Source organism: Pseudomonas sp. F9001 (assembly GCF_013385435.1).
GTDB lineage: Bacteria > Pseudomonadota > Gammaproteobacteria > Pseudomonadales > Pseudomonadaceae > Aquipseudomonas.
On the sequence record NZ_JACAPX010000006.1, the window covers coordinates 14769 to 36310 of the forward strand.

A 21542-nucleotide genomic window follows, 5' to 3' on the forward strand; every position below is an offset into this window, starting at 1 on the left:
TGTGGGAGCGGGCTTGCTCGCGAATGCAGTGGCTCAGTCACCTGAAATGTTGAATGACACACCGCTTTCGCGAGCAAGCCCGCTCCCACACTTGACCTCACTGATTTCAAGATCGTGTCCGGCATTTTTTCCTGTGAGTTTTCGAGTTAAGGAGTGACACCATGCTGGTGATGCGCCCCGCGCAAATGGCTGATCTGGGCGAGGTACAGCGTCTGGCTGCGGACAGCCCGATTGGTGTCACCTCCTTGCCGGATGATGTCGAACGCCTGAGCGACAAGATCGCTGCGAGCGAAGCGTCCTTCGCCGCCGAGGTCAGCTTCAACGGTGAAGAAAGCTATTTCTTCGTCCTGGAAGACACCGACGCCGGCAAGCTGGTGGGCTGTTCGGCCATCGTTGCCTCGGCCGGCTACTCGGAACCGTTCTACAGCTTCCGTAACGAGACCTTCGTGCACGCTTCCCGCGAGCTGAAGATCCACAACAAGATCCACGTGCTCTCGCAGTGCCATGACCTCACCGGCAACAGCCTGCTGACCAGCTTCTACGTGGTGCCGGAGCTGGTGGGTTCGCCGTGGTCGGAGCTCAACTCCCGTGGCCGCCTGCTGTTCGTGGCCGGCCACCCGGAGCGCTTCGCCGATTCGGTGGTGACCGAGATTGTGGGCTACAGCGACGAGAACGGTGATTCGCCGTTCTGGGACGCCATCGGCCGCAACTTCTTCGACCTCAACTACGCCGCTGCCGAGCGTCTGTGCGGGTTGAAGAGCCGGACCTTCCTGGCCGAACTGATGCCGCACTACCCGATCTACGTGCCGCTGTTGCCGGACGCCGCCCAGGAAGCCATGGGCCAGGTGCACCCACGGGCGCAGATCACCTTCGACATCCTGATGCGCGAAGGCTTCGAGACTGACCATTACATCGACATCTTCGACGGCGGCCCAACCTTGCATGCGCGCGTCTCGGGCATTCGCTCGATCGCCCAGAGCCGTGTGGTGCCGGTGAAGATCGGTGAGATGGTCAAGGGTGTCGGCCGCCAGTACCTGGTGAGCAACGGCCAGTTGCAGGATTACCGCGCGGTGATGCTGGAGCTGGACTACGCGCCGGGCAAGCCAGTGACCCTGGACCTGGAAACCGCCGAAGCCCTGGGCGTCGGCGAGGGTGCCAGCGTTCGACTGGTAGCGGTTTAAGAATGAGTTTCGCGGGTGGCTTGCAAGGCGGCCCGTTTGAGGAGATAGCATGATCGTTCGTCCCGTACGCAGCAGCGATTTACCGGCCCTGATTGATCTGGCGCGCAGCACCGGCACCGGCCTCACCACCTTGCCGGCCAACGAAGAGCGCCTGACCCATCGGGTCGGCTGGGCTGAAAAGACCTTTCGCGGCGAAGCCGGGCGCGGTGATGCGGACTACCTGTTCGTGCTGGAAAACGACGAAGGCCGCGTGGTGGGGATTTCCGCCATCGCCGGTGCCGTCGGCCTGCGCGAGCCCTGGTACAACTTCCGGGTCGGCCTGACGGTCAGCGCCTCCCAGGAGCTGAACATCTACCGTGAAATCCCGACGCTGTTTCTGGCCAACGACCTGACCGGCAACTCCGAGCTGTGCTCGTTGTTCCTGCACGCCGATTACCGCAATGGCCTTAACGGCCGCATGCTGGCCAAGGCGCGCATGCTGTTTATCGCGGAATTCCCGCAGCTGTTTGGCAACAAGATCATCGCCGAGATGCGCGGCATGTCCGACGAAGCCGGGCGCTCGCCGTTCTGGGAAAGCCTGGGCCGGCACTTCTTCAAGATGGAATTCAGCCAGGCCGACTACCTCACCGGCGTGGGCAACAAGGCGTTTATCGCCGAGCTGATGCCGAAGTTTCCGCTGTACACCTGCTTCCTGTCTGAAGACGCGCGCAACGTGATCGGCAAGGTCCACACCGACACCGAGCCGGCCCTGAGCATGCTCAAGAGCGAAGGTTTCAGCTACCAGGGCTACGTCGACATCTTCGACGCGGGCCCGGCGGTGGAGTGTGAAACCACCAAGATCCGCGCCGTGCGCGACAGCGAGGCGCTGGTGCTGGCGATTGGTACGCCGGGCGACGACGCCACGCCGTTCCTGATCCATAACCGCAAACGTGAAGATTGCCGCATCACCGCCGCGCCGGCGCGGTTGGCTGCGGGCACCCTGGTGGTCGATCAACAGACCGCCAAGCGCCTGCAACTGATCGCCGGTGATCAAGTGCGTGCCGTACCGTTGTCCGCTGCCCGGGAGTCGAAATAATGAATTCGCTATACATCGCAGGTGAATGGCTGGCTGGCCAGGGTGAAGTGTTTGAGTCGCTGAACCCGGTGACCCAGCAGGTGGTGTGGTCGGGTAATGGCGCCACCGCCGAGCAGGTCGAGTCCGCCGTCCAGGCTGCACGCCAGGCGTTTCCGGCCTGGGCCAAGCGTTCGTTGGAAGAGCGCCTGAGCGTGCTGGAAGCCTTCGCCGCCAACCTGAAGAGTCGTGCTGACGAACTCGCCCGCTGCATCGGTGAGGAAACCGGCAAGCCTTTGTGGGAATCGGCGACTGAAGTCACCAGCATGGTCAACAAGGTCGCGATCTCGGTGCAAAGCTACCGCGAGCGTACCGGCGAGAAGAGCGGCCCATTGGGCGACGCCACTGCCGTGTTGCGCCACAAGCCCCACGGGGTGGTGGCGGTGTTTGGCCCCTACAACTTCCCGGGTCACTTGCCTAACGGGCATATCGTGCCGGCCTTGCTGGCGGGTAACACCGTGCTGTTCAAGCCGAGCGAGCTGACCCCGAAAGTTGCCGAGCTGACCGTGCAATGCTGGATCGACGCCGGCCTGCCGGCGGGCGTGTTGAACCTGCTGCAAGGCGCACGGGAAACCGGGATCGCCCTGGCGGCGAATCCGGGCATCGACGGTCTGTTCTTCACCGGCTCCAGCCGCACCGGCAACCATCTGCACCAGCAATTCGCCGGGCGCCCGGACAAGATCCTCGCGCTGGAAATGGGCGGCAACAACCCGCTGGTGGTGGACGAAGTGGCCGATGTGGATGCGGCCGTGTACACCATTATCCAGTCGGCGTTTATCTCCGCTGGCCAGCGTTGCACCTGTGCCCGTCGCCTGCTGGTGCCGGAAGGCGCCTGGGGCGATGCGTTGCTCGCACGCCTGGTGGCGGTGAGCTCGACCATCGAAGTCGGCGCATTTGACCAAACGCCGGCGCCGTTCATGGGCTCGGTGATTTCCCTCGGTGCTGCCAAGGCGTTGATGGATGCCCAGGAATTGCTGTTGGCCAATGGCGCCGTGGCGCTGTTGGAAATGACTCAACCCCAGGCCCAGGCTGCGTTGCTGACGCCGGGGATTATCGATGTGACCGAGGTTACGGAACGTGCTGACGAAGAGCTGTTCGGCCCACTGCTGCAAGTGATCCGCTACGCTGATTTCGAGGCGGCGATTGCCGAGGCCAACAACACTCAATACGGCTTGGCGGCCGGGTTGCTGTCGGATTCCGAGGCGCGTTACCAGCAGTTCTGGCTGGAAAGCCGCGCCGGGATCGTCAACTGGAACAAACAGCTGACGGGTGCTGCGAGCAGCGCGCCATTTGGCGGGGTAGGGGCTTCGGGCAACCATCGCGCCAGCGCCTATTACGCGGCGGACTATTGCGCGTACCCGGTGGCCTCCCTTGAGACCCCGAGCCTGGTGCTACCGGCGACGTTAACCCCGGGTGTGACGCTGATCTAAATGTGGGAGCGGGCTTGCTCGCGAAGGCGGTGTGTCATTCAACATTTCAGGCGACTGAACCACCGCTTTCGCGAGCAAGCCCGCTCCCACACTTGATTTGTGGTGTGTTCAAGTAATTTGATGCCTATAAAAATACAGATGTTCGTGGAGCCTCGCCGATGAAATCCTGTGAAGTCAATTTTGACGGTCTAGTGGGGCCGACCCATAACTACGGCGGCTTGTCCTACGGCAACGTCGCGTCCCAAAGCAACAGCCAGCAGTCCTCCAACCCGAAGGAAGCTGCGCTGCAAGGCCTGGCGAAGATGAAGGCCCTGATGGAAATGGGCTTTGTGCAAGGTGTGCTGGCGCCCCAGGAACGTCCGGATGTGGCCGCCTTGCGCAACCTCGGTTTTGCCGGCACCGACGCTCAAGTCATCCAGCAGGCCGCCAAGCAAGCCATGCCGCTGCTGGTTGCCAGTTGCTCGGCGTCGAGCATGTGGGTGGCCAACGCCGCCACCGTCAGCCCGAGCGCCGACACCTTTGACGGCCGCGTGCATTTCACCGCCGCCAACCTCAACTGCAAATACCACCGCAGCATCGAACACCCGACCACCAGCCGCGTGCTGGGGGCGATGTTTGCCGATAGCAAACACTTCGCCCACCACGCCGCGCTGCCGGCGGTGGCGCAGTTCGGTGACGAAGGCGCGGCCAACCACACGCGTTTCTGCCGGGACTATGGTGAGGCGGGCGTAGAGTTTTTCGTGTTCGGCCGCAGCGCGTTCGACACCCGCTACCCGGCGCCGCAGAAGTACCCGGCGCGCCAGACCCTCGAAGCCTCCCAGGCGGTCGCGCGCCTGCATGGCCTGCGGGACGACGGCGTGGTCTACGCCCAGCAGAACCCGGCGGTGATCGATGCCGGTGTGTTCCACAACGATGTGATCGCGGTGGGCAATGGCGAGGTGCTGTTCTATCACGAGGATGCGTTCCTCAATACCGATCAGATGCTCGGCGAATTGCAGGGCAAGCTCGGCAAGCTCGGCGGCAATTTCCAGTCGATCTGCGTGCCACGGGCCCAGGTGGGGGTTGAAGACGCGGTGCGTTCCTACCTGTTCAACAGCCAGCTGCTGACCCGCGCCGACGGTTCGATGCTGCTGATCGTGCCGGAAGAATGCCGCGCCAACGAGCGTGTCTGGCAGTACCTGCAAGGCCTGACGTCCTCCGGCGGGCTGATCCGCGAAGTCAAAGTCTTCGACCTCAAGCAAAGCATGCAGAACGGCGGTGGCCCGGCGTGCCTGCGCTTGCGTGTAGCCTTGAATGAAACCGAACTGGCGGCGGTCAACCCAGGGGTTATCATGACGGCGCCGTTGTACGACACGCTGACCCAATGGGTCGACAAGCACTACCGCGACAGCCTGCGGGAAGCCGACCTGGCTGACCCGCAATTGCTGCTTGAGTGCCGGACGGCACTGGATGAACTGACGCAAATCCTTAAACTGGGCTCGGTTTATCCTTTCCAGATCAATTAACGCCGCACGGCTGAGAACTATTTATGACCACCGACACCCTGAAACTGATCCTTGAAGACACCGACGGCACCCAGCTGGAAACCTCCTGCACCCGCGTCGCCGTGGTGTGGCAGGGCAAGGAGATCTGGATCCAGCACGACGGCCGTGGCCAACTGCTGATCGGCGTGGACGTGGAAGAAGGCGACGCGGAATACGCCAACCTGCTGATGCGCCCATTGGCCACCAACCTGATGAGCCTGCAACTGGAAATGGAACCGGCCGACGTTGAAGGTGATGACGACGATCACGTCCACGGTCCTGGCTGCAACCACTAAGGAAGCTGCGTATGCTCGCCCTCGGCAAACTGCTTGAACTGACCCTCGCCGGTCGCGAACCGGCGCAAAAAATTCAACTGACTGTCGACGGCGTGCAACTGCGCTGGCTCAGTGAGGGCGCGCTGGAAGTGCGGCCTCCTGAGGCGCGGGACAACGGCAGCGACGTACTGCTGTCGTCCGGCATCCATGGCAACGAAACCGCGCCGATCGAATTGGCCGACCGCTTGCTGCAGGGCATCGCCCGTGGGGAGATCAAGCCCCGTACCCGTATTCTGTTCCTGTTCGGCAACCCCGAGGCCATGCGCCGCGGCGAGCGTTACCTCGAACTGGACGTCAACCGGCTGTTCAATGGCCGTCACGAACAAAACATCGGCCCCGAAGCCATGCGCGCCGCCGAGCTTGAGCAGTTGGCCCGCACCTTCTTCAGCGTGCCTGGGCGTAGCCGTTTGCACTACGACCTGCACACCGCCATCCGTGGCTCGAAGATCGAGCAGTTCGCACTGTACCCGTGGAAGGACGGTCGCCAGCATTCACGTCGTGAACTGGCGCGCCTGCGAGCCGCCGGCCTGGAGGCGGTGCTGTTGCAGAACAAGACGTCGATCACCTTCACGGCGTTTACCTACGAGCAGCTGGAGGCCGAGTCCTTCACCCTGGAGTTGGGCAAGGCCCGGCCGTTCGGGCAGAACCAGGGCGTGGACGTATCGCGCCTGGAAACCCGCCTCACGCAGATCATCGAAGGCAACGAGCCGGCCACCGAGAGCCTGGATGGCCTGCAGCTGTTCAGCGTCTCCCGGGAAGTGATCAAGCACAGCGATACCTTCGTCCTGCATTTGCCGGCGGACGTGGAAAACTTTTCGGAGTTGGAGAAGGGTTATCTGCTGGCCGAGGACATTGCCAAGACCCGTTGGGTGATCGAGGAGGAGGGCGCACGCATCATCTTCCCGAACCCGAAGGTCAAGAATGGCTTGCGAGCAGGGATATTGATTGTGCCGACCACGGATGCCGGCCTGGCCTGAATCCCGAGACTTACTCGGTCAAATGTGGGAGCGGGCTTGCTCGCGAAGGCGGTGTATCAGTCAGACATGTATTGACTGACACTCCGCTTTCGCGAGCAAGCCCGCTCCCACATTTGCTTTGCAGTGTTGCTTAAACCGCGAGAGCCCGTGGCTCATTGCGACGCAGTGCGCGAACCTTGTGCAGGGTGTCGGCGCAGGTGCGTGCCGCTTCCTGGCCCTTGTGCACGAAGTGCTCATAGAAGAACGTATGGTGCTCGCTGCCCGCGTGGAAGTGGTGCGGGGTCAGGGATACCGAGAACACCGGCACTTCGGTTTCCAGCTGGACCTGCATCAGGCCGCTGACCACGGACTGGGCCACGAACTCGTGACGGTAGATCCCGCCGTCCACCACCAGGGCGGCCGCGACGATACCGGCATAACGGCCGGACTTGGCCAGCAGCTTGGCGTGCAGGGGCATTTCAAAGGCGCCGCCGACTTCGAAGAAATCGATGTCCGATTCCTGGTAGCCCTGGGCGATCATTTCGGCGAGGAAACCTTTACGGGATTGGTCGACAATATCCTTGTGCCAGCAGGCCTGGATAAACGCGACGCGCTCGCCGTGATGGTTTTTGCTTTTGCTGTCGATTGCGGTGGGTTGCATGTTCTGACTCCTGTTTAAGAAAAAAACAGGGCGTTATGAATCGAATGGGATTTAAGGGTACGCACAGCGGGCTCATGTGAACATGACGTCAGCGCGGCCCTTAGGTGCCAATCCCGTTCTCTCTTCATCCGGACTATGACCGTCGGCCCCGGGATCACACCGGGTCTGCTGACCTTGTCGCCGTCCTGCCGAGGCAGTTCGAGGCACCAAGCGCTCGCGGGCTATGCACATTGCGTGCAATTACCGCCGGTGGGGAATTACACCCCGCCCTGAGAACGTTGCCGCCAGAACCCTGGCGGCGGAGAGTTTTTATCATGGTTTTTCAGAAACTGCACGGTTGGTTTATCGATAACCTATATCGGTTTGTTTGGTTGGTATTCGATTGTGCAAGCACGGGGCTTGATATTCCGCGGGTTTGCCCGCAGTAATCGTCAACACAAGAAACGCTCCAATCCGCTAGAGGCTAGTTTGATGAACGTGATTGACCTGCGCAGCGACACAGTGACCCAACCGACCCCTGGCATGCTCGAGGCGATGGCCACTGCCGCCAGCGGCGACGACGTCTACGGCGAGGACCCGAGCGTCAATCGCCTGGAAGCCGAACTGGCCAAGCGCCTGGGTTTTGCCGCCGCGTTGTTCGTGCCCACCGGCACCATGAGCAACCTGCTGGCGTTGATGGCGCACTGTGAGCGTGGCGAGGAATACATTGTCGGTCAGCAGGCCCACACCTACAAATACGAAGGCGGCGGCGCGGCGGTTCTCGGCTCGATCCAGCCACAACCCCTGGAAGTGCAGGCCGACGGTTCCCTGAACCTGGAGCACGTGCTGGCCGCGATCAAGCCGGACGACTTCCACTTCGCCCGTACCCGCTTGTTGGCGCTGGAAAACACCATGCAGGGCAAGGTCCTGCCGCTGGAATACCTGGCGGCCGCGCGAGCCTTTACCCGGGAACACGGCCTGGCCTTGCACCTGGACGGCGCGCGGCTCTACAACGCGGCGGTCAAGCTGGGTGTGGATGCGCGGGAAATTGCCCAGCACTTCGATTCGGTGTCGGTGTGCCTGTCCAAGGGCCTGGGCGCGCCGATCGGCTCGGTGCTGTGCGGCTCCACCGCGTTGATCGCCAAGGCCCGTCGTTTGCGCAAGATGGTCGGTGGCGGCATGCGCCAGGCCGGTTCGCTGGCGGCGGCGGGGCTGTACGCCCTGGATCACCAGGTGCAGCGCCTGGCCGACGACCACGCCAATGCCCAATGGCTGGGGGATGAACTGCGCAAGGCGGGTTATACGGTGGAGCCGGTGCAGACCAATATGGTCTACGTCGACATCGGTGATCGAGCCCAGGCCTTGAAGGCGTTTGCTGCCGAGCGCGGGATCAAGTTGAGCGCGGCGCCTCGCCTGCGCATGGTCACGCACCTGGACGTCAGCCGGGCGCAGATCGAGCAAGTGCTCGCGACATTTGTCGAGTTTTCCCGGAAATGACAGTGCAGACCGTCTAATTGACTGTTTCTATCACATAAACACGCTGTACCACGGGCAAAGGGCCGATATAATGCGGCCCTTTGCCGTCGCTCCGTCTGATGACGTTTAGCACTGGCCTTTGGCCGCAGCCTCCGTGGAAGAACCTAATGAAAAGCGCAGAAATCCGTGAAGCCTTCCTTCGCTTCTTCGAAGAGCAAGGTCACACCCGTGTCGCCTCCAGCTCCTTGATCCCAGGCAATGACCCAACCCTGCTGTTCACCAACGCGGGGATGAACCAGTTCAAGGACTGCTTCCTGGGCCAGGAAAAGCGCGCCTACACCCGCGCCACCAGCAGCCAGAAGTGCGTACGCGCCGGCGGCAAGAACAGCGACCTGGAAAACGTGGGCTACACCGCCCGCCACCACACATTCTTCGAGATGCTGGGTAACTTCAGCTTCGGCGACTATTTCAAGAAAGACGCGATCACCTTTGCCTGGACCTTCCTGACCGGCGTGCTGAAGCTGCCGAAGGAAAAACTCTGGGTGACCGTCTACGCCACCGATGACGAAGCCTACGACATCTGGACCCAGCAAATCGGGGTGCCAGTCGAGCGCATGATTCGCATCGGCGACAACAAGGGCGCGCCTTACGCGTCCGACAACTTCTGGACCATGGGCGATACCGGCCCGTGCGGCCCGTGCACCGAGATTTTCTACGATCACGGCGCCGACATCTGGGGCGGCCCACCGGGCTCGCCGGAAGAAGACGGCGACCGCTACATCGAGATCTGGAACAACGTGTTCATGCAGTTCAACCGCACCGCCGATGGCGTGTTGCATCCGTTGCCAGCGCCGTCGGTGGACACCGGCATGGGCCTGGAGCGGATCAGTGCGGTGATGCAGCACGTTCACTCCAACTACGAGATCGACCTGTTCACCAACCTGCTGAGCGCTTCGGCCGTGGCCATTGGCTGTGCCAACGACAACCAGTCGTCGCTCAAGGTGGTGTCGGATCATATCCGTTCCTGCGGCTTCCTGATCGCCGATGGCGTGCTGCCGTCGAACGAAGGCCGTGGCTATGTGCTGCGCCGCATCATCCGTCGGGCCTGCCGTCACGGTAACAAGCTGGGCGCCACCGGTAGCTTCTTCTACAAGATCGTTGCCGCGCTGGTGGCCGAGATGGGCGATGCCTTCCCGGAACTCAAGCAGCAGCAAGCCAACATCGAGCGCGTGCTCAAGGCTGAAGAAGAGCAGTTCTCCAAGACCCTGGAGCACGGCCTGAAGATCCTCGAGCAGGACCTGGTCGAGCTCAAGGGCACCGTGGTGCCGGGCGACGTCGTGTTCAAGCTGTACGACACCTACGGTTTCCCGATGGACCTGACCGCCGACATCGCCCGCGAACGCGAGCTGACCATCGACGAGGCCGGGTTTGAGCGTGAGATGGAAGCCCAGCGCGTCCGTGCCCGTTCCGCCAGCTCCTTTGGCCTGGACTACAACACCCTGGTAAAGGTTGATGTGGCGACTTCGTTCATTGGTTACGAAGCCACCGTTGGCTCGGCCAAGATCGTGGCTATCTATAAGGACGGCAAGTCGGTCGACGTGCTGAACGAAGGTGACGAGGGTGTTGTGGTCCTCGACCAGACCCCGTTCTACGCTGAATCCGGTGGCCAGGTTGGCGACTGTGGTTTCCTGAGCTCCACCTCCGGTCGTTTTGAAGTGCGCGACACCACCAAGACCGGCGGTGCGTTCCTGCATCACGGCGTGCTGGTGCTGGGCAACCTGACCGTCGGCGCGCCGGTGGACACTCAGGTAGATGCCGACGTACGGCATGCAACTGCCTTGAACCATTCTGCCACTCACTTGCTGCACGCTGCGTTGCGTCAGGTGCTGGGTGAGCATGTGCAACAGAAGGGTTCGTTGGTCGATAGCCAGCGCCTGCGTTTTGACTTCAGTCATTTCGAGGCGATCAAGCCTGAGCAGTTGAAGGCCCTGGAAGACATCGTCAACGCCGAGATTCGCAAGAACACCCCGGTGGAAACCGAAGAAACCGATATCGAGACCGCCAAGCAAAAAGGCGCCATGGCGCTGTTTGGCGAGAAGTACGGCGACGAAGTGCGCGTATTGAGCATGGGCGGCAGCTTCTCGGTGGAGCTGTGTGGTGGTATCCACGCCAGCCGTACCGGCGACATCGGCCTGCTGAAAATCATCAGCGAAGGCGGCGTGGCTTCCGGCGTACGTCGTATTGAAGCGATCACCGGTGCTGCGGCCCTGGCGTACCTCAATGCGGCAGAAGAACAACTCAAGGAAGCGGCCGGCCTGGTCAAGGGCAGCCGCGACAACCTGATCGACAAGCTCTCCGGCGTACTGGAGCGCAACCGTCAGCTGGAGAAACAGCTGGAGCAGTTGCAGGCCAAGGCGGCCAGCGCGGCGGGCGACGATCTGTCGGCTTCCGCCCTGGACGTCAAGGGTGTGAAAGTGCTGGCCGTACGCCTGGACGGTCAGGACGGCAAGGCGCTGTTGGCCTTGGTCGATCAGTTGAAGAACAAGCTCGGCCGCGCAGTGATCCTGCTCGGCAGTGTCCATGAGGAAAAGGTCGTTCTGGTTGCCGGTGTAACCAAAGACCTGACTGGCCAACTCAAGGCCGGTGATTTGATGAAGCAAGCCGCCGCGGCAGTGGGCGGGAAGGGCGGTGGTCGTCCGGACATGGCGCAAGGCGGTGGTGTTGACGCCGGCGCCCTGGACGCGGCCCTGGCCCTGACCGTGCCGTTTGTCGAGGCAGGTATTTAAGGCGCTGTTAATGAGCCCGTGGTCTAGTCGCGGGCTCAGTCAGTGCTGGTTGATTGAATAACAGGCGCCCCTTTACGGGCTGAGGCGGCTTAGAAATGGCTTTGATCGTACAGAAATTTGGAGGCACCTCGGTCGGTTCTGTCGAAAGAATCGAGCAGGTCGCCGACAAGGTTAAGAAATTCCGCGATGCCGGCGATGACCTGGTGGTGGTGCTGTCGGCCATGAGCGGCGAGACCAATCGCCTGATCGATCTGGCCAAGCAAATCAGTGGCGATCAGCAACCGGTTCCCCGTGAACTGGACGTGATCATTTCCACCGGTGAGCAGGTGACCATCGCATTGCTGGCCATGGCGCTGAACAAGCGTGGTGTGCCGGCGGTGTCCTACACTGGCAACCAGGTCCGCATTCTTACGGATAGCGCGCACACTAAAGCCCGCATCCTGCAGATTGATGACCAGAAGATTCGCGCTGACCTGAAAGCCGGTCGTGTGGTCGTTGTCGCCGGTTTCCAGGGCGTCGACGAGCACGGCAACATCACCACCCTCGGTCGTGGCGGTTCCGACACCACTGGCGTGGCTCTGGCGGCAGCCCTGAAGGCTGACGAATGCCAGATCTACACCGATGTGGATGGCGTCTACACCACTGACCCGCGGGTCGTGTCCGTGGCTCAGCGCCTGGACAAGATCACCTTCGAAGAGATGCTGGAAATGGCCAGCCTCGGTTCCAAGGTGTTGCAGATCCGTGCCGTTGAGTTCGCCGGCAAATACAACGTTCCGCTGCGCGTACTGCACAGCTTCAAGGAGGGTCCGGGCACCCTCATTACTATTGATGAAGAGGAATCCATGGAACAGCCGATCATTTCCGGTATCGCTTTCAACCGTGATGAAGCCAAGCTGACTATCCGTGGCGTGCCAGACACCCCGGGCGTGGCTTTCAAGATCCTGGGCCCTATCAGTGGCGCGAACATCGAAGTCGACATGATCGTGCAGAACGTCTCGCACGATAACACCACCGATTTCACCTTCACCGTGCACCGCAACGAGTACGATGCGGCGGAGCGGATCCTGCAGAACACTGCGAAGGAAATCGGCGCCCGTGAAGTGGTCGGCGATACGAAGATTGCCAAGGTGTCGATCGTGGGTGTGGGCATGCGTTCCCATGCGGGTGTTGCCAGCCGCATGTTCGAAGCCCTGGCCAAGGAAAGCATCAACATCCAGATGATCTCCACATCGGAAATCAAGGTGTCGGTGGTGATCGAAGAGAAGTACCTGGAACTGGCTGTACGCGCACTGCATACCGCTTTTGAACTGGACGCTCCGGCCCGACAGGGCGAGTGATGCGTTGCCAGGAAGGCGCGGTTATCCGCGCCTTTCATTTTTTTGTCGGGCGCGTGGTGAAGACCTGTTCTTTTACCTGCGCTCGACAATACTTAGGCGTGTAGGGCTATGGCCATTTGGTTGTAGGTCGAATGCCTTTTTTTTGCAGACTGTTGTTCCCGAAATGAAATGCGTGAGGAGAAAGGTATGCTGATTCTGACTCGTCGATGCGCAGAAAGCCTGATTATTGGTGATGGCGAAATCACCGTGACCGTGCTCGGCGTCAAAGGCAATCAAGTGCGTATCGGGGTTAACGCTCCGAAAGAGGTGGCTGTCCACCGCGAGGAAATCTACCTGCGGATCAAGAAAGAGAAGGACGAAGAACCAAGCCATTAATTTTTATCGTTTTTTATGTTTGCAAACGGGGATGAAGCTGGTTAATATACGCCCCGTGTTGCGGAGAGCTGGCCGAGTGGCCGAAGGCGCTCCCCTGCTAAGGGAGTACACCTCAAAAGGGTGTCGGGGGTTCGAATCCCCCGTTCTCCGCCATTATTTGCTTAGTACGTTGCAATCTGGTTTTTTCGCTAAGTTGTTGAAACTAAACGAAAAAATAGCTTTACATAGAGATTGAACGGCCTATAATGCGCGGCAACAAATGCACTCGTAGCTCAGCTGGATAGAGTACTCGGCTACGAACCGAGCGGTCACAGGTTCGAATCCTGTCGAGTGCACCATTTAAGAGTTAGTTGCAGCAATGCAGGTAACTTGGCTTCAACCAGTTGTGATCTGGTCTAAAAACACAATCTGCACTCGTAGCTCAGCTGGATAGAGTACTCGGCTACGAACCGAGCGGTCACAGGTTCGAATCCTGTCGAGTGCACCAAACAACAAAAAGCCCGCCTAGTGCGGGCTTTTTGCCGTCTGGGGTTTTTATTTCCCGGGGCGCCTTTTTCTCCCGCCCATGTGTTTTCCTTTCAAGCTGCGTCGTCGCAGTTCATATGTGTGGCCAATGCTCAGCTTTGTGTCGCAAGCGCTTGTTCTTTCCAGTTTTTTGACGTTAAACGCGGCCGCCCGGTGTATCATTGCGCCCGTCAGCCCCGCCGGGGCTTGTGGAACACCTCCATGGACTTACCCAGTAGTTACTCAGTACCCCGTTTTACCAATCATGAATTGACTGATTGATCCTTCCGGCGTGCCCCGCTGCTGGGAGTGGAGTTCGCCTATGACCGAAGTTGAAGTAAAGAAAACACAAGAAAGCCTGCAGGATCGCCTGGCTCAAGTCGTCGAGCTGCTGCAGCGCCAGCGCGTGGTCGAAGACCTGACCCATCGCCAGGAAGGCGCGAACAATGACCGGGTCGAGAACCTGGTCCACCGGCAAAACCTTGTCGAGCTGCAACGCAAGCTCGATGACCTGCACTCCGCCGACGTTGCCTACATCCTCGAAGCCTTGCCGCTGAATGACCGCCTGACCCTTTGGCAGTTGGTCAAGGCTGACCGCGACGGCGACATCCTCCTCGAAGTATCCGACTCGGTCCGTGAAACGCTGATCGCCGACATGGACGATCACGAGCTCCTGGCGGCCGCCAAGGACATGGATGCCGACGAACTCGCTGACCTGGCTTCCGAGCTGCCGCGTGACGTCGTCCATGAGCTGATGGAAACCCTCGATGGCCAGCAGCGCGAGCGTGTGCGCTCGGCGTTGTCCTACGACGAGGAGCAGGTCGGTGCGTTGATGGACTTCGAGATGGTCACCATCCGCGAAGACGTCAGCCTGGAAGTGGTTCTGCGCTACCTGCGCCGGTTGAAAGAGCTGCCAGGCCACACCGACAAGCTGTTCGTGGTCGACTACGAAGGGATCCTCAAGGGCGTACTGCCGATCAAGCGCCTGCTGGTCAATGATCCGGACAAAAAAGTCGCGGACGTCATGGCCAGTGACCCGGTGAGTTTCCATCCGGACGAAGACGCTTACGACGCGGCCCAGGCGTTTGAGCGTTATGACTTGATCTCGGCCCCGGTGGTCGACAAGAACGGCAAGCTGATCGGCCGTCTGACCATCGATGAAATGGTCGACCTGATTCGTGAGGAGAGCGAAAGCGAAGTCCTCAACATGGCCGGTCTGCGGGAAGAAGAGGATATTTTTGCGTCGGTCTGGAAGTCCCTGCGTAACCGCTGGGCCTGGCTGGCGGTGAATTTGATTACCGCGTTTATTGCTTCACGGGTGATCGGCCTGTTTGAAGGCTCCATCGAGAAGCTCGTGGCCCTGGCTGCACTGATGCCGATTGTGGCGGGTATTGGCGGTAACTCGGGTAACCAGACCATCACCATGATCGTCCGCGCCATGGCGCTGGATCAGGTGGGGACCGGGCATGGCAAGCGTTTGATGCGCAAGGAGCTTGCGGTCGCGCTGATCAACGGCCTGGTGTGGGGCGGTGTCATCGGTATCGTGGCGTACCTGCTGTATGGCAGCTGGTCGCTCGGCGTGGTCATGACGGCGGCCATGACGCTTAACCTGCTGCTGGCAGCGTTGATGGGGGTTCTGATTCCAATGACCCTGGTGCGCCTTGGACGAGACCCGGCGATGGGCGCCAGTGTGATGATCACGGCCATGACCGACAGTGGCGGCTTCTTCATCTTCCTGGGCCTGGCAACCATCTTCCTGCTTTGATCCCTTCCATGGATCGGGGGCATTTGCCCCTTGATCCTTTCCTGACCAAATCCCGGGCAAAAAAAAGCCAGCGCATGGCTGGCTTTCAGCTTTCAGTTGCCAATCAGTTGGCTTCTGCAGCTGCCTCAACGTCGTGGGCGATCAGCGAGACGAGAGCATTTTGCTGGCGGTGGGAGAGCTGACGAAAACGCTGCAGCAGTTCGCGTTCGTGCAGTGACAGCTCGGGGCTGTCCAGGCGCATGCTCAGCTCGTCGCCCAGCGCACCTTCCTGAATCAGGCTTTGTTCCAGGCGTGCGATGATTTCGGAGTTCATGCTGCGGTGATGATTGCGAGCCACCTCGGCAATGCGTTCCCGCATTCCGTCTGGCAGACGTACGACGAACTTGTCAGCCGTACGGCTGGAATAAATTGCCTGTTTCAATGGGCGCATATATTTAACCGGTTAGTTCAGGGGAGCGGTTTTTGGAATTGGCCGCAAGATGCATGTTAGGACAAGGTTTGCTGCCAAATGTTCAACCTGAATTGCAAAGAGGCCGCATCATGCCTCAGATTTGCCAGTTCCTTGGCGTCAATTCTGTGACAAATATTGAACCGGCTACCGGCTTTATGCCAGTACTCATTTCAAAATTTGCGGACTGGTTGGAAAACTTTCCGCGGACGCACCCAAATGAGTGTTGAGCCCGCAGACCCTGGGCGCAAAAGGCTTTTCGGGCGCACATCCTATAGCAATATGGCCTTTTGCCCTTAACTTTAAGATTAGTGGCAAATTGCCAATTTACGAATGCGGAGCGACATATGGTCGGCTGTCCGGACGGACGAGCCGAGGCGTGGCAGCGATTTTAGCGAGGGCGACGAGCGGGGGGATTCAGCGCAGTACGGGATCGAATTTGATGCGTCGACCAATGAAGACTGCCAATACCCACAGGCTGCCAAACACGCCGGCGGCGACGAAGGAGACTGTCTGCACGTCTTGCGACAATACGTTCAGGCCGAGGCCGGCGGCGGCGAGTGCCAGGGTCAGAAACAGCCAGGCGGACTTGTTCATGGGATGCTCCGGTAAGCGGTTCAGAAAACCCAGTGTTCAGTGGCAGGAGCAGCTTGAGTGCCCTGGGTCAGTTGCAGTGGGGATTGCATGTTCGGCTTCATGACAGCCAGTTGCGGGCGCTGCTGCAGGTGGTGGGGAATCGCCTGGCTGACCTGCGCGGCGTCGTCGGAAGTGGTGGACTGAAAATGGAACATCACCAGCGCAGCCAGTGCAACGGTATTGAGGGCTAGTAGAAGTGCGCTGTTCATGTGCATGTTCTCCGCAGATGGCTGGGCCGGACTGTATTTGTAGGATAAAGGATTGCAGGTGTCGTGCCAGTCTTTAATTGACAATAAATCCTTTAAAATCAAACATTTATATAGTGTCCAGATTGCCATGCTGTTGCAATTTGCAATGATGGCATTTTGGGGGAGTGCATTTTGCACGATGGTCCGAACCGTCCGTAATCGTTGAGCGGAATACCACCGGCTGTCACTGGCATGGGCCTACACTCAAAAAGCCAACGGACGACATGACAAAATTCACCTGCGCCGTTAACATGCACGCCGTCCGTCGCCGTGCCCATCGCCGGTTGGCTGTCATTAGTCCCAGTAGCTCAATTGGATAGAGCATCCCCCTCCTAAGGGGAAGGTTGGCCGTTCGAACCGGCCCTGGGACACCACTTCACCGTTGCTGCCCATGCGGCCTCGACGTCCGCAAGCCCCGATCAGATTTATCTGGCGGGGCTTTTTTGTGGCCGGGCGTTTGAGTGCGGCAGTCTTTTCAAACACCAACCGAACCTTGCCCGCGTTTGAGGTTCACACGGGAGGCAAGAGCGGGGCGGCGCAAGTATTCGTCTGCATCCTGTACCTCGCGGGTGACTGGCGAGCGTCTGACACGTAGCCAATTGGCATGAGCAAAATATTCCCCGGCAACCGCATGTTTTGGCTGTCCGGACCCGACGACCCGGGACTATCATTCCGGTAGTCCTGACACCCACAGCAAGGAGCCGCTCGGAACGCCGATGCGCCAGATCTGGAAACCTTTTCGAGCCCTTTATTTTGCTTCCCTGATGATGCTGATCGGCTCTGGCCTGCTCAGTACTTACCTGGCCTTGCGCCTGGCGGCAGATCATGTCGACAGCCTGTGGGTCGGTGCGTTGATGGCCGCCAACTATTTTGGCCTGGTGTTGGGGGGCAAGATAGGTCACCGCCTGATTGGCCGCGTCGGGCATATCCGGGCCTACGCCACCTGTGCCGGGATCGTCGGCGCGGCGGTGTTGGGCCACGGGCTGATCAACTGGCTGCCAGCCTGGATTGTGCTGCGGATGATTGTCGGCCTGGGCATGATGTGCCAGTACATGGTCATCGAGAGCTGGCTTAACGAACAGGCTGAAGCCAAGCAGCGCGGTGCGGTGTTCAGCGGCTATATGATTGCTTCGTACCTCGGCCTGGTGCTGGGCCAACTGATCCTTGTGATGCACCCTGAGTTGGGCCTTGAGTTGCTGATGCTGGTCGCGCTGTGTTTTGCGCTGTGCCTGGTGCCGGTGGCCATGACTCGCCGCATTCACCCGGCGCCGCTGCATCCGGCGCCGATGGAGCCGCGCTTCTTTATCAAGCGGGTGCCGCAGTCCCTCAGTACGGTGTTGGGGGCCGGGCTGATCGTCGGCTCGTTCTACGGTTTGGCACCGCTGTACGCGTCTCAGCAAGGGCTGACCACCGAGCAGGTCGGCCTGTTCATGGGTAGCTGCATTTTCGCCGGGCTGCTGGTGCAGTGGCCATTGGGCTGGCTGTCCGATCGATATGACCGCGCGCTGTTGATTCGCTGTTTCGCCTTGTGCCTGGCGGTGGCCGCGTTGCCGTTGGCGATCATGACCCAGGTACCACTGGAAGTGCTGTTCGTCGCGGGCTTTCTCTGTTCCCTGGTGCAGTTCTGCCTGTACCCGCTGGCTGTGGCGTTTTCCAACGACCACGTCGAGGGTGATCGCCGGGTGTCGCTCACTGCGATGTTGCTGGTGACCTACGGCATCGGCGCCAGTGTCGGCCCGCTGTTGGCCGGTGTGGTGATGAAGCTGTTCGGCAGCCATATGCTGTATGCGTTTTTCAGCGTGTGCGCATTGATCCTGGTGTGGCGCATCCGGCCCAAGGCGGTCACCAACCTGCATCAGGTGGACGACGCACCGCTGCATCACGTGGCGATGCCCGACAGCATGTCCAGCTCGCCCCTGGTAGCGTGCCTCGATCCGCGAGTGGACGAACAGGTGGTGCAGGACCAGATGCAGACCGCCGTTGTGGATCCCGAGCCAGTAGTCGATCCCGAGCTGGATCAGCCGGAGCCTGTCACCGAGCCACCAGAGCATCCGGACCCGGATGATCACCCCCACGACTTGAGCAGGGCGCGCCCCTGAAAGCAAAAACGGGCAGCCCCCTTGAGGGACTGCCCGTTTTTTTGTCGCGACCTTTATTGTTTAAAGGTCGTCGTCCTTGTCAAACCGGCGCGCTTCACGCTGCAGTTGATACACAAACCGCTCGACCTGGCGCTGCACCAGCCCGCTCATGTTATGAAAACGTAGGCCGGCGAAGGTGGTGTTGATCCTTTCTTCGAAGTGCAGGTAACGCAGTTCTACCGAGGTGGTCATGCTGCCAAAGGGTAGCGCGGCGATAAATCGGTCGTAGACCTGGCCCAGTTGCAGGCGCTCGGAAATATCCCCTTCGAAGCGCAATTTGCAGCCGGTGGCGGAAATATCCAGCAACTTGCCGCTGATGGGGGCCTTGAGTTTGTCGCCGCCCAGTTCGACGCTCACCAGTTGCGCCAGCTTCAGCGCCGCGCGGAAGGCGTTGCGACGCTGATGGTAAATCACCTCGCCAGGCATGCTGCCGCGGTAAATACGGTGGCCGCCGGCTTCATCGAGGGTCAGGGTGCCGTTGCTTTCCCAGGCTACCCGCACACCATCGTGAAAACCTTCGATCCGGAAAGCTTCGCCATTCTCGAGGTAGCGTTCGCCGTCGCGCGGGACCATTTCGTCCAAGGCCAGTGTCTTGCTGTCCCGGTCGATTTCCACCAGGTAGCTTTGAAACCGCTGGTTGCGTTCATGGAAGGTGATGATCAGCGGATCATGGCTTTCTTGCAGCATCCGCAAGGTGCCAGCGATTTCCAGCGGCGTGGTGAGTACCTTGGGTGGCTGCGGAGCATCTTCCGCGTTAAGGGCGTTGAACACGGTTCTTCCATCTCCAGACAAAATACGACTACACGCAAGTGCTGTCATTTTGCCAGTATGTGGCGCGACTTGGATAGGGCGCGCTCAAACTGGTTTCAGGCTTGGCTGCGGGTGCTTGGCTTGGCCAGGCGTGAGGTGGAGCCTTGAGCGTTGTAGAGAGCCGGAGGCTCGCCGCCGTGGAGGATACGCAACTGATTGGCGGTCGTGGCTTGCTGAAGCTGGATGGCCTGGCCGTTGAGGAGGTTGGTTTCCTGGCACAGGGTCAGCAACTGGTTGAGTTCTTTGCTCTGGGCCAGCAACTGGTCGCCCACCGTGGAGTGGCTGGCGAGTTGTTCCAGGCCCTTGTGGTCGGCCGTGAGGCCCAGGCTGATCAGAATCTGGCTGCGCTTCTTGCCGTGCTGTTCCAGCAGGACGATCAGCGATTGCTTGCGCGCCAGGATTTCTTCCAGCATGCGCATGTCCCGGCCGTACAGGGCCAGTGATTCTTCTCGAAGGAGCTCCAGCAGTTGCTGTGCGGGAGGCAGGTCTTCAATGATCAGTTGTAGCAAGTTTTCGTCGTGCATGGCTGGCCTTGGGGTTTAAGCGTCCAAAAGCCTGGCGCAGGCCTTTGCCTAGCGCTCGGCTTCGAAGTTAAGCAGTTTGCTGGCTACACGGTTGCTGTCGACCTTATAGCTGCCATCGGCAATCGCCTGTTTCAATTCGGCCACACGGGCTTTATTGACAACTGGCTGATCGCTCAGCGAGTCAGTGACCTTCTGCAACTGTTGAGCCTCATTGCTCAGGTGTACCGATTCCCCGCTTTGGCTCGCACCGACCTGTTCTGTCTTGGCAGGCAGAGGCTGGGACTTGGCTTCAACGCTGTCTTTGGCACCGTTGGTGCGCGAAGAACCGGGCGTTGGCAGGGCGTTATTCAAACGACTGAAATCGATGACCATGTTAAAAAAACCTCTGGGTATTTGGACGCTTGCCATGTTTTCGGCCATACCCGGACAAACTTTAGGCTCGATTGACAATAAACCTATGCGCGATGCCGCTTTGCGCACAGTGTAGGAAAAGCTGGCGTCCGATGCCAGTGATCTATAAAGCCACCTCAACCTGCCCCGGCGCAGTCACCCGGGCCTTGATCACGCGGTTGGAATTCAGGTTCTTGACGCGAATCTGTTCACTCATGCCGCCGTTGGACAGGGCTTCCCCCGGCATTTTTACATTCAGGCCACCGCTGCTGGCGGAAATCACCACCTGGTCACCTTTGCGCACGACTTCGGCCTGCTCGAGATGGACCAGGGTAATCACCTGGTCGGCGACCATTGGTCGGGTAAGTTTCTGCCCGAGTGCCTGGTCAAGGGACGTGAGGTAGCTCTGGGTGATCATGCTGATGTCGCGCTCGCGCATCGCGACGTCATCATAACCAATGATTCCGGTACGTTTCAGCGGGCGCGTCACCACCACCACTTCGCGAAACAGTTTGACTTGGGCGGGCACGAACACCGTCCAGGGCGAGGCGCCTTCGCAGCGCACTTTCACGGTCACGCGCCCGATGGGCTGGGCGGGGCTTTCCAGGGAAGCTGTCAATTCTCTGTCGCACATGGGCATGCGCAGGCGCGGATCCAGCTGGTTGACCTGGATTTCGTAGCGGCCCGGTGTCTGCGTCGTGGCCAGATAATCTTCTACAGTGAACTCAAGAAAGCCTTGAGTGACGCCGATAAGCAGATCAGGCAAGGTGACGTTATCGGCGCGGGCCGGCTGGCCCGTAGCCAAGGCAAGCAACGCCATCGAGACGCAGAGCAATCTGCGGTACTGTGGGGATCGGAGGCGTCGGGAAACTGTCGTTTTGATGTCCATGGCCAATAAAAAAGCAAAGCTCGTGCCGTTTAGTGTTGGG

At 60.0% G+C, this 21542-nt stretch carries 20 protein-coding genes, 4 tRNA genes and 1 riboswitch; of the genes, 16 read left to right on the forward strand and 8 right to left on the reverse strand.

What is annotated here, in order from left to right:
- Positions 1-161: 161 nt before the first annotated feature.
- From aruF to astE, 6 genes are all read left to right on the forward strand, one after another.
- Complete coding sequence (gene aruF, locus HX818_RS04235) at positions 162-1181, forward strand: arginine/ornithine succinyltransferase subunit alpha (RefSeq protein WP_063027854.1); 1020 nt, start codon at positions 162-164, stop codon at positions 1179-1181.
- A 49-nt stretch (positions 1182-1230) separates the two neighbouring features.
- The gene (gene astA / locus HX818_RS04240) at positions 1231-2256 is read left to right on the forward strand and encodes an arginine N-succinyltransferase (protein ID WP_003214325.1); all 1026 of its coding nucleotides are present in this window, start codon (positions 1231-1233) and stop codon (positions 2254-2256) included.
- Entirely contained in the window at positions 2253-3722 is a 1470-nt protein-coding gene (gene astD, locus HX818_RS04245) for a succinylglutamate-semialdehyde dehydrogenase (RefSeq protein WP_168197533.1), read from the forward strand. Before astA ends, astD begins: the two co-directional genes overlap by 4 nt.
- A gap of 158 nt (positions 3723-3880) precedes the next feature.
- Positions 3881-5227 (forward strand): N-succinylarginine dihydrolase, encoded by a 1347-nt coding sequence (gene astB / locus HX818_RS04250; RefSeq protein WP_177019547.1) that lies wholly within the window; start codon positions 3881-3883, stop codon positions 5225-5227.
- Between the two features lie 23 nt (positions 5228-5250).
- Positions 5251-5541, forward strand: a complete 291-nt coding sequence (locus tag HX818_RS04255; RefSeq protein WP_003214319.1) for a hypothetical protein — start codon at positions 5251-5253, stop codon at positions 5539-5541.
- 11 nt (positions 5542-5552) lie between these two features.
- Complete coding sequence (gene astE / locus HX818_RS04260) at positions 5553-6557, forward strand: succinylglutamate desuccinylase (RefSeq protein WP_003214315.1); 1005 nt, start codon at positions 5553-5555, stop codon at positions 6555-6557.
- Positions 6558-6687: 130 nt separating this feature from the next.
- On the opposite strand, the gene HX818_RS04265 is transcribed toward astE, so the two are convergent.
- On the reverse strand, positions 6688-7197 hold the full coding sequence (locus HX818_RS04265; RefSeq protein WP_003214313.1) for a 6,7-dimethyl-8-ribityllumazine synthase: 510 nt from the start codon (positions 7195-7197) through the stop codon (positions 6688-6690).
- A gap of 111 nt (positions 7198-7308) precedes the next feature.
- Positions 7309-7478: riboswitch (FMN riboswitch) on the reverse strand.
- Positions 7479-7668: 190 nt separating this feature from the next.
- On the opposite strand from HX818_RS04265, the gene ltaE reads away from it, so the two are divergent.
- From ltaE to mgtE, 8 genes are all read left to right on the forward strand, one after another.
- Positions 7669-8673: a low-specificity L-threonine aldolase gene (gene ltaE / locus HX818_RS04270; RefSeq protein WP_177019548.1), complete on the forward strand. Its 1005-nt coding sequence runs from the start codon at positions 7669-7671 to the stop codon at positions 8671-8673.
- Positions 8674-8819: 146 nt separating this feature from the next.
- Complete coding sequence (alaS, locus tag HX818_RS04275; RefSeq protein ID WP_177019549.1) at positions 8820-11438, forward strand: alanine--tRNA ligase; 2619 nt, start codon at positions 8820-8822, stop codon at positions 11436-11438.
- Positions 11439-11533: 95 nt separating this feature from the next.
- A complete protein-coding gene (locus HX818_RS04280) occupies positions 11534-12775 on the forward strand; it encodes an aspartate kinase (protein WP_003214308.1) in 1242 nt (413 codons plus the stop codon).
- 186 nt (positions 12776-12961) lie between these two features.
- Positions 12962-13150 carry a carbon storage regulator CsrA gene (gene csrA, locus HX818_RS04285; protein ID WP_002554426.1) on the forward strand — a complete coding sequence of 63 codons (189 nt, stop codon included), beginning with the start codon at positions 12962-12964 and terminating at the stop codon, positions 13148-13150.
- A gap of 62 nt (positions 13151-13212) precedes the next feature.
- Positions 13213-13303: transfer RNA gene (locus tag HX818_RS04290), tRNA-Ser, on the forward strand.
- 108 nt (positions 13304-13411) lie between these two features.
- Positions 13412-13488 (forward strand) — tRNA-Arg (locus HX818_RS04295).
- A 72-nt stretch (positions 13489-13560) separates the two neighbouring features.
- A tRNA-Arg gene (locus tag HX818_RS04300) sits at positions 13561-13637 on the forward strand.
- A gap of 339 nt (positions 13638-13976) precedes the next feature.
- A complete protein-coding gene (gene mgtE, locus HX818_RS04305) occupies positions 13977-15419 on the forward strand; it encodes a magnesium transporter (RefSeq protein ID WP_003214265.1) in 1443 nt (480 codons plus the stop codon).
- 103 nt (positions 15420-15522) lie between these two features.
- On the opposite strand, the gene HX818_RS04310 is transcribed toward mgtE, so the two are convergent.
- From HX818_RS04310 to HX818_RS04320, 3 genes are all read right to left on the reverse strand, one after another.
- Positions 15523-15849: an Arc family DNA-binding protein gene (locus HX818_RS04310; RefSeq protein WP_003175643.1), complete on the reverse strand. Its 327-nt coding sequence runs from the start codon at positions 15847-15849 to the stop codon at positions 15523-15525.
- Positions 15850-16284: 435 nt separating this feature from the next.
- A complete protein-coding gene (locus HX818_RS04315; protein WP_003214263.1) occupies positions 16285-16464 on the reverse strand; it encodes a PA3371 family protein in 180 nt (59 codons plus the stop codon).
- 20 nt (positions 16465-16484) lie between these two features.
- Positions 16485-16712 carry a hypothetical protein gene (locus HX818_RS04320; RefSeq protein ID WP_003214261.1) on the reverse strand — a complete coding sequence of 76 codons (228 nt, stop codon included), beginning with the start codon at positions 16710-16712 and terminating at the stop codon, positions 16485-16487.
- 336 nt (positions 16713-17048) lie between these two features.
- On the opposite strand from HX818_RS04320, the gene HX818_RS04325 reads away from it, so the two are divergent.
- Both HX818_RS04325 and HX818_RS04330 read left to right on the forward strand, forming a co-directional pair.
- Positions 17049-17125 (forward strand) — tRNA-Arg (locus HX818_RS04325).
- A 342-nt stretch (positions 17126-17467) separates the two neighbouring features.
- The gene (locus HX818_RS04330) at positions 17468-18850 is read left to right on the forward strand and encodes an MFS transporter (protein ID WP_177019550.1); all 1383 of its coding nucleotides are present in this window, start codon (positions 17468-17470) and stop codon (positions 18848-18850) included.
- A 60-nt stretch (positions 18851-18910) separates the two neighbouring features.
- Here HX818_RS04330 and HX818_RS04335 read toward each other — a convergent pair whose 3' ends face one another.
- From HX818_RS04335 to flgA, 4 genes are all read right to left on the reverse strand, one after another.
- A complete protein-coding gene (locus HX818_RS04335) occupies positions 18911-19660 on the reverse strand; it encodes a flagellar brake protein (RefSeq protein WP_177019551.1) in 750 nt (249 codons plus the stop codon).
- Between the two features lie 95 nt (positions 19661-19755).
- Positions 19756-20223 carry a flagellar protein FlgN gene (gene flgN, locus HX818_RS04340; protein ID WP_003214256.1) on the reverse strand — a complete coding sequence of 156 codons (468 nt, stop codon included), beginning with the start codon at positions 20221-20223 and terminating at the stop codon, positions 19756-19758.
- 48 nt (positions 20224-20271) lie between these two features.
- Complete coding sequence (flgM, locus tag HX818_RS04345; RefSeq protein ID WP_177019552.1) at positions 20272-20595, reverse strand: flagellar biosynthesis anti-sigma factor FlgM; 324 nt, start codon at positions 20593-20595, stop codon at positions 20272-20274.
- Between the two features lie 142 nt (positions 20596-20737).
- The gene (gene flgA / locus HX818_RS04350) at positions 20738-21502 is read right to left on the reverse strand and encodes a flagellar basal body P-ring formation chaperone FlgA (RefSeq protein WP_032899382.1); all 765 of its coding nucleotides are present in this window, start codon (positions 21500-21502) and stop codon (positions 20738-20740) included.
- Positions 21503-21542 lie beyond the last annotated feature (40 nt).

What these genes read in the sequence shown, in the direction of transcription:
- aruF (WP_063027854.1), top strand. Translation starts at nt 162, where the DNA reads ATGCTGGTGATGCGCCCCGCGCAAATGGCTGATCTGGGCGAGGTACAG.
- astA (WP_003214325.1), top strand. Translation starts at nt 1,231, where the DNA reads ATGATCGTTCGTCCCGTACGCAGCAGCGATTTACCGGCCCTGATTGAT.
- astB (WP_177019547.1), top strand. Translation starts at nt 3,881, where the DNA reads ATGAAATCCTGTGAAGTCAATTTTGACGGTCTAGTGGGGCCGACCCAT.
- HX818_RS04255 (WP_003214319.1), top strand. Translation starts at nt 5,251, where the DNA reads ATGACCACCGACACCCTGAAACTGATCCTTGAAGACACCGACGGCACC.
- astE (WP_003214315.1), top strand. Translation starts at nt 5,553, where the DNA reads ATGCTCGCCCTCGGCAAACTGCTTGAACTGACCCTCGCCGGTCGCGAA.
- HX818_RS04265 (WP_003214313.1), bottom strand. Translation starts at nt 7,197, where the DNA reads ATGCAACCCACCGCAATCGACAGCAAAAGCAAAAACCATCACGGCGAG.
- ltaE (WP_177019548.1), top strand. Translation starts at nt 7,669, where the DNA reads ATGAACGTGATTGACCTGCGCAGCGACACAGTGACCCAACCGACCCCT.
- alaS (WP_177019549.1), top strand. Translation starts at nt 8,820, where the DNA reads ATGAAAAGCGCAGAAATCCGTGAAGCCTTCCTTCGCTTCTTCGAAGAG.
- HX818_RS04280 (WP_003214308.1), top strand. Translation starts at nt 11,534, where the DNA reads ATGGCTTTGATCGTACAGAAATTTGGAGGCACCTCGGTCGGTTCTGTC.
- csrA (WP_002554426.1), top strand. Translation starts at nt 12,962, where the DNA reads ATGCTGATTCTGACTCGTCGATGCGCAGAAAGCCTGATTATTGGTGAT.
- mgtE (WP_003214265.1), top strand. Translation starts at nt 13,977, where the DNA reads ATGACCGAAGTTGAAGTAAAGAAAACACAAGAAAGCCTGCAGGATCGC.
- HX818_RS04310 (WP_003175643.1), bottom strand. Translation starts at nt 15,849, where the DNA reads ATGCGCCCATTGAAACAGGCAATTTATTCCAGCCGTACGGCTGACAAG.
- HX818_RS04315 (WP_003214263.1), bottom strand. Translation starts at nt 16,464, where the DNA reads ATGAACAAGTCCGCCTGGCTGTTTCTGACCCTGGCACTCGCCGCCGCC.
- HX818_RS04320 (WP_003214261.1), bottom strand. Translation starts at nt 16,712, where the DNA reads ATGAACAGCGCACTTCTACTAGCCCTCAATACCGTTGCACTGGCTGCG.
- HX818_RS04330 (WP_177019550.1), top strand. Translation starts at nt 17,468, where the DNA reads ATGCGCCAGATCTGGAAACCTTTTCGAGCCCTTTATTTTGCTTCCCTG.
- flgN (WP_003214256.1), bottom strand. Translation starts at nt 20,223, where the DNA reads ATGCACGACGAAAACTTGCTACAACTGATCATTGAAGACCTGCCTCCC.
- flgM (WP_177019552.1), bottom strand. Translation starts at nt 20,595, where the DNA reads ATGGTCATCGATTTCAGTCGTTTGAATAACGCCCTGCCAACGCCCGGT.
- flgA (WP_032899382.1), bottom strand. Translation starts at nt 21,502, where the DNA reads ATGGACATCAAAACGACAGTTTCCCGACGCCTCCGATCCCCACAGTAC.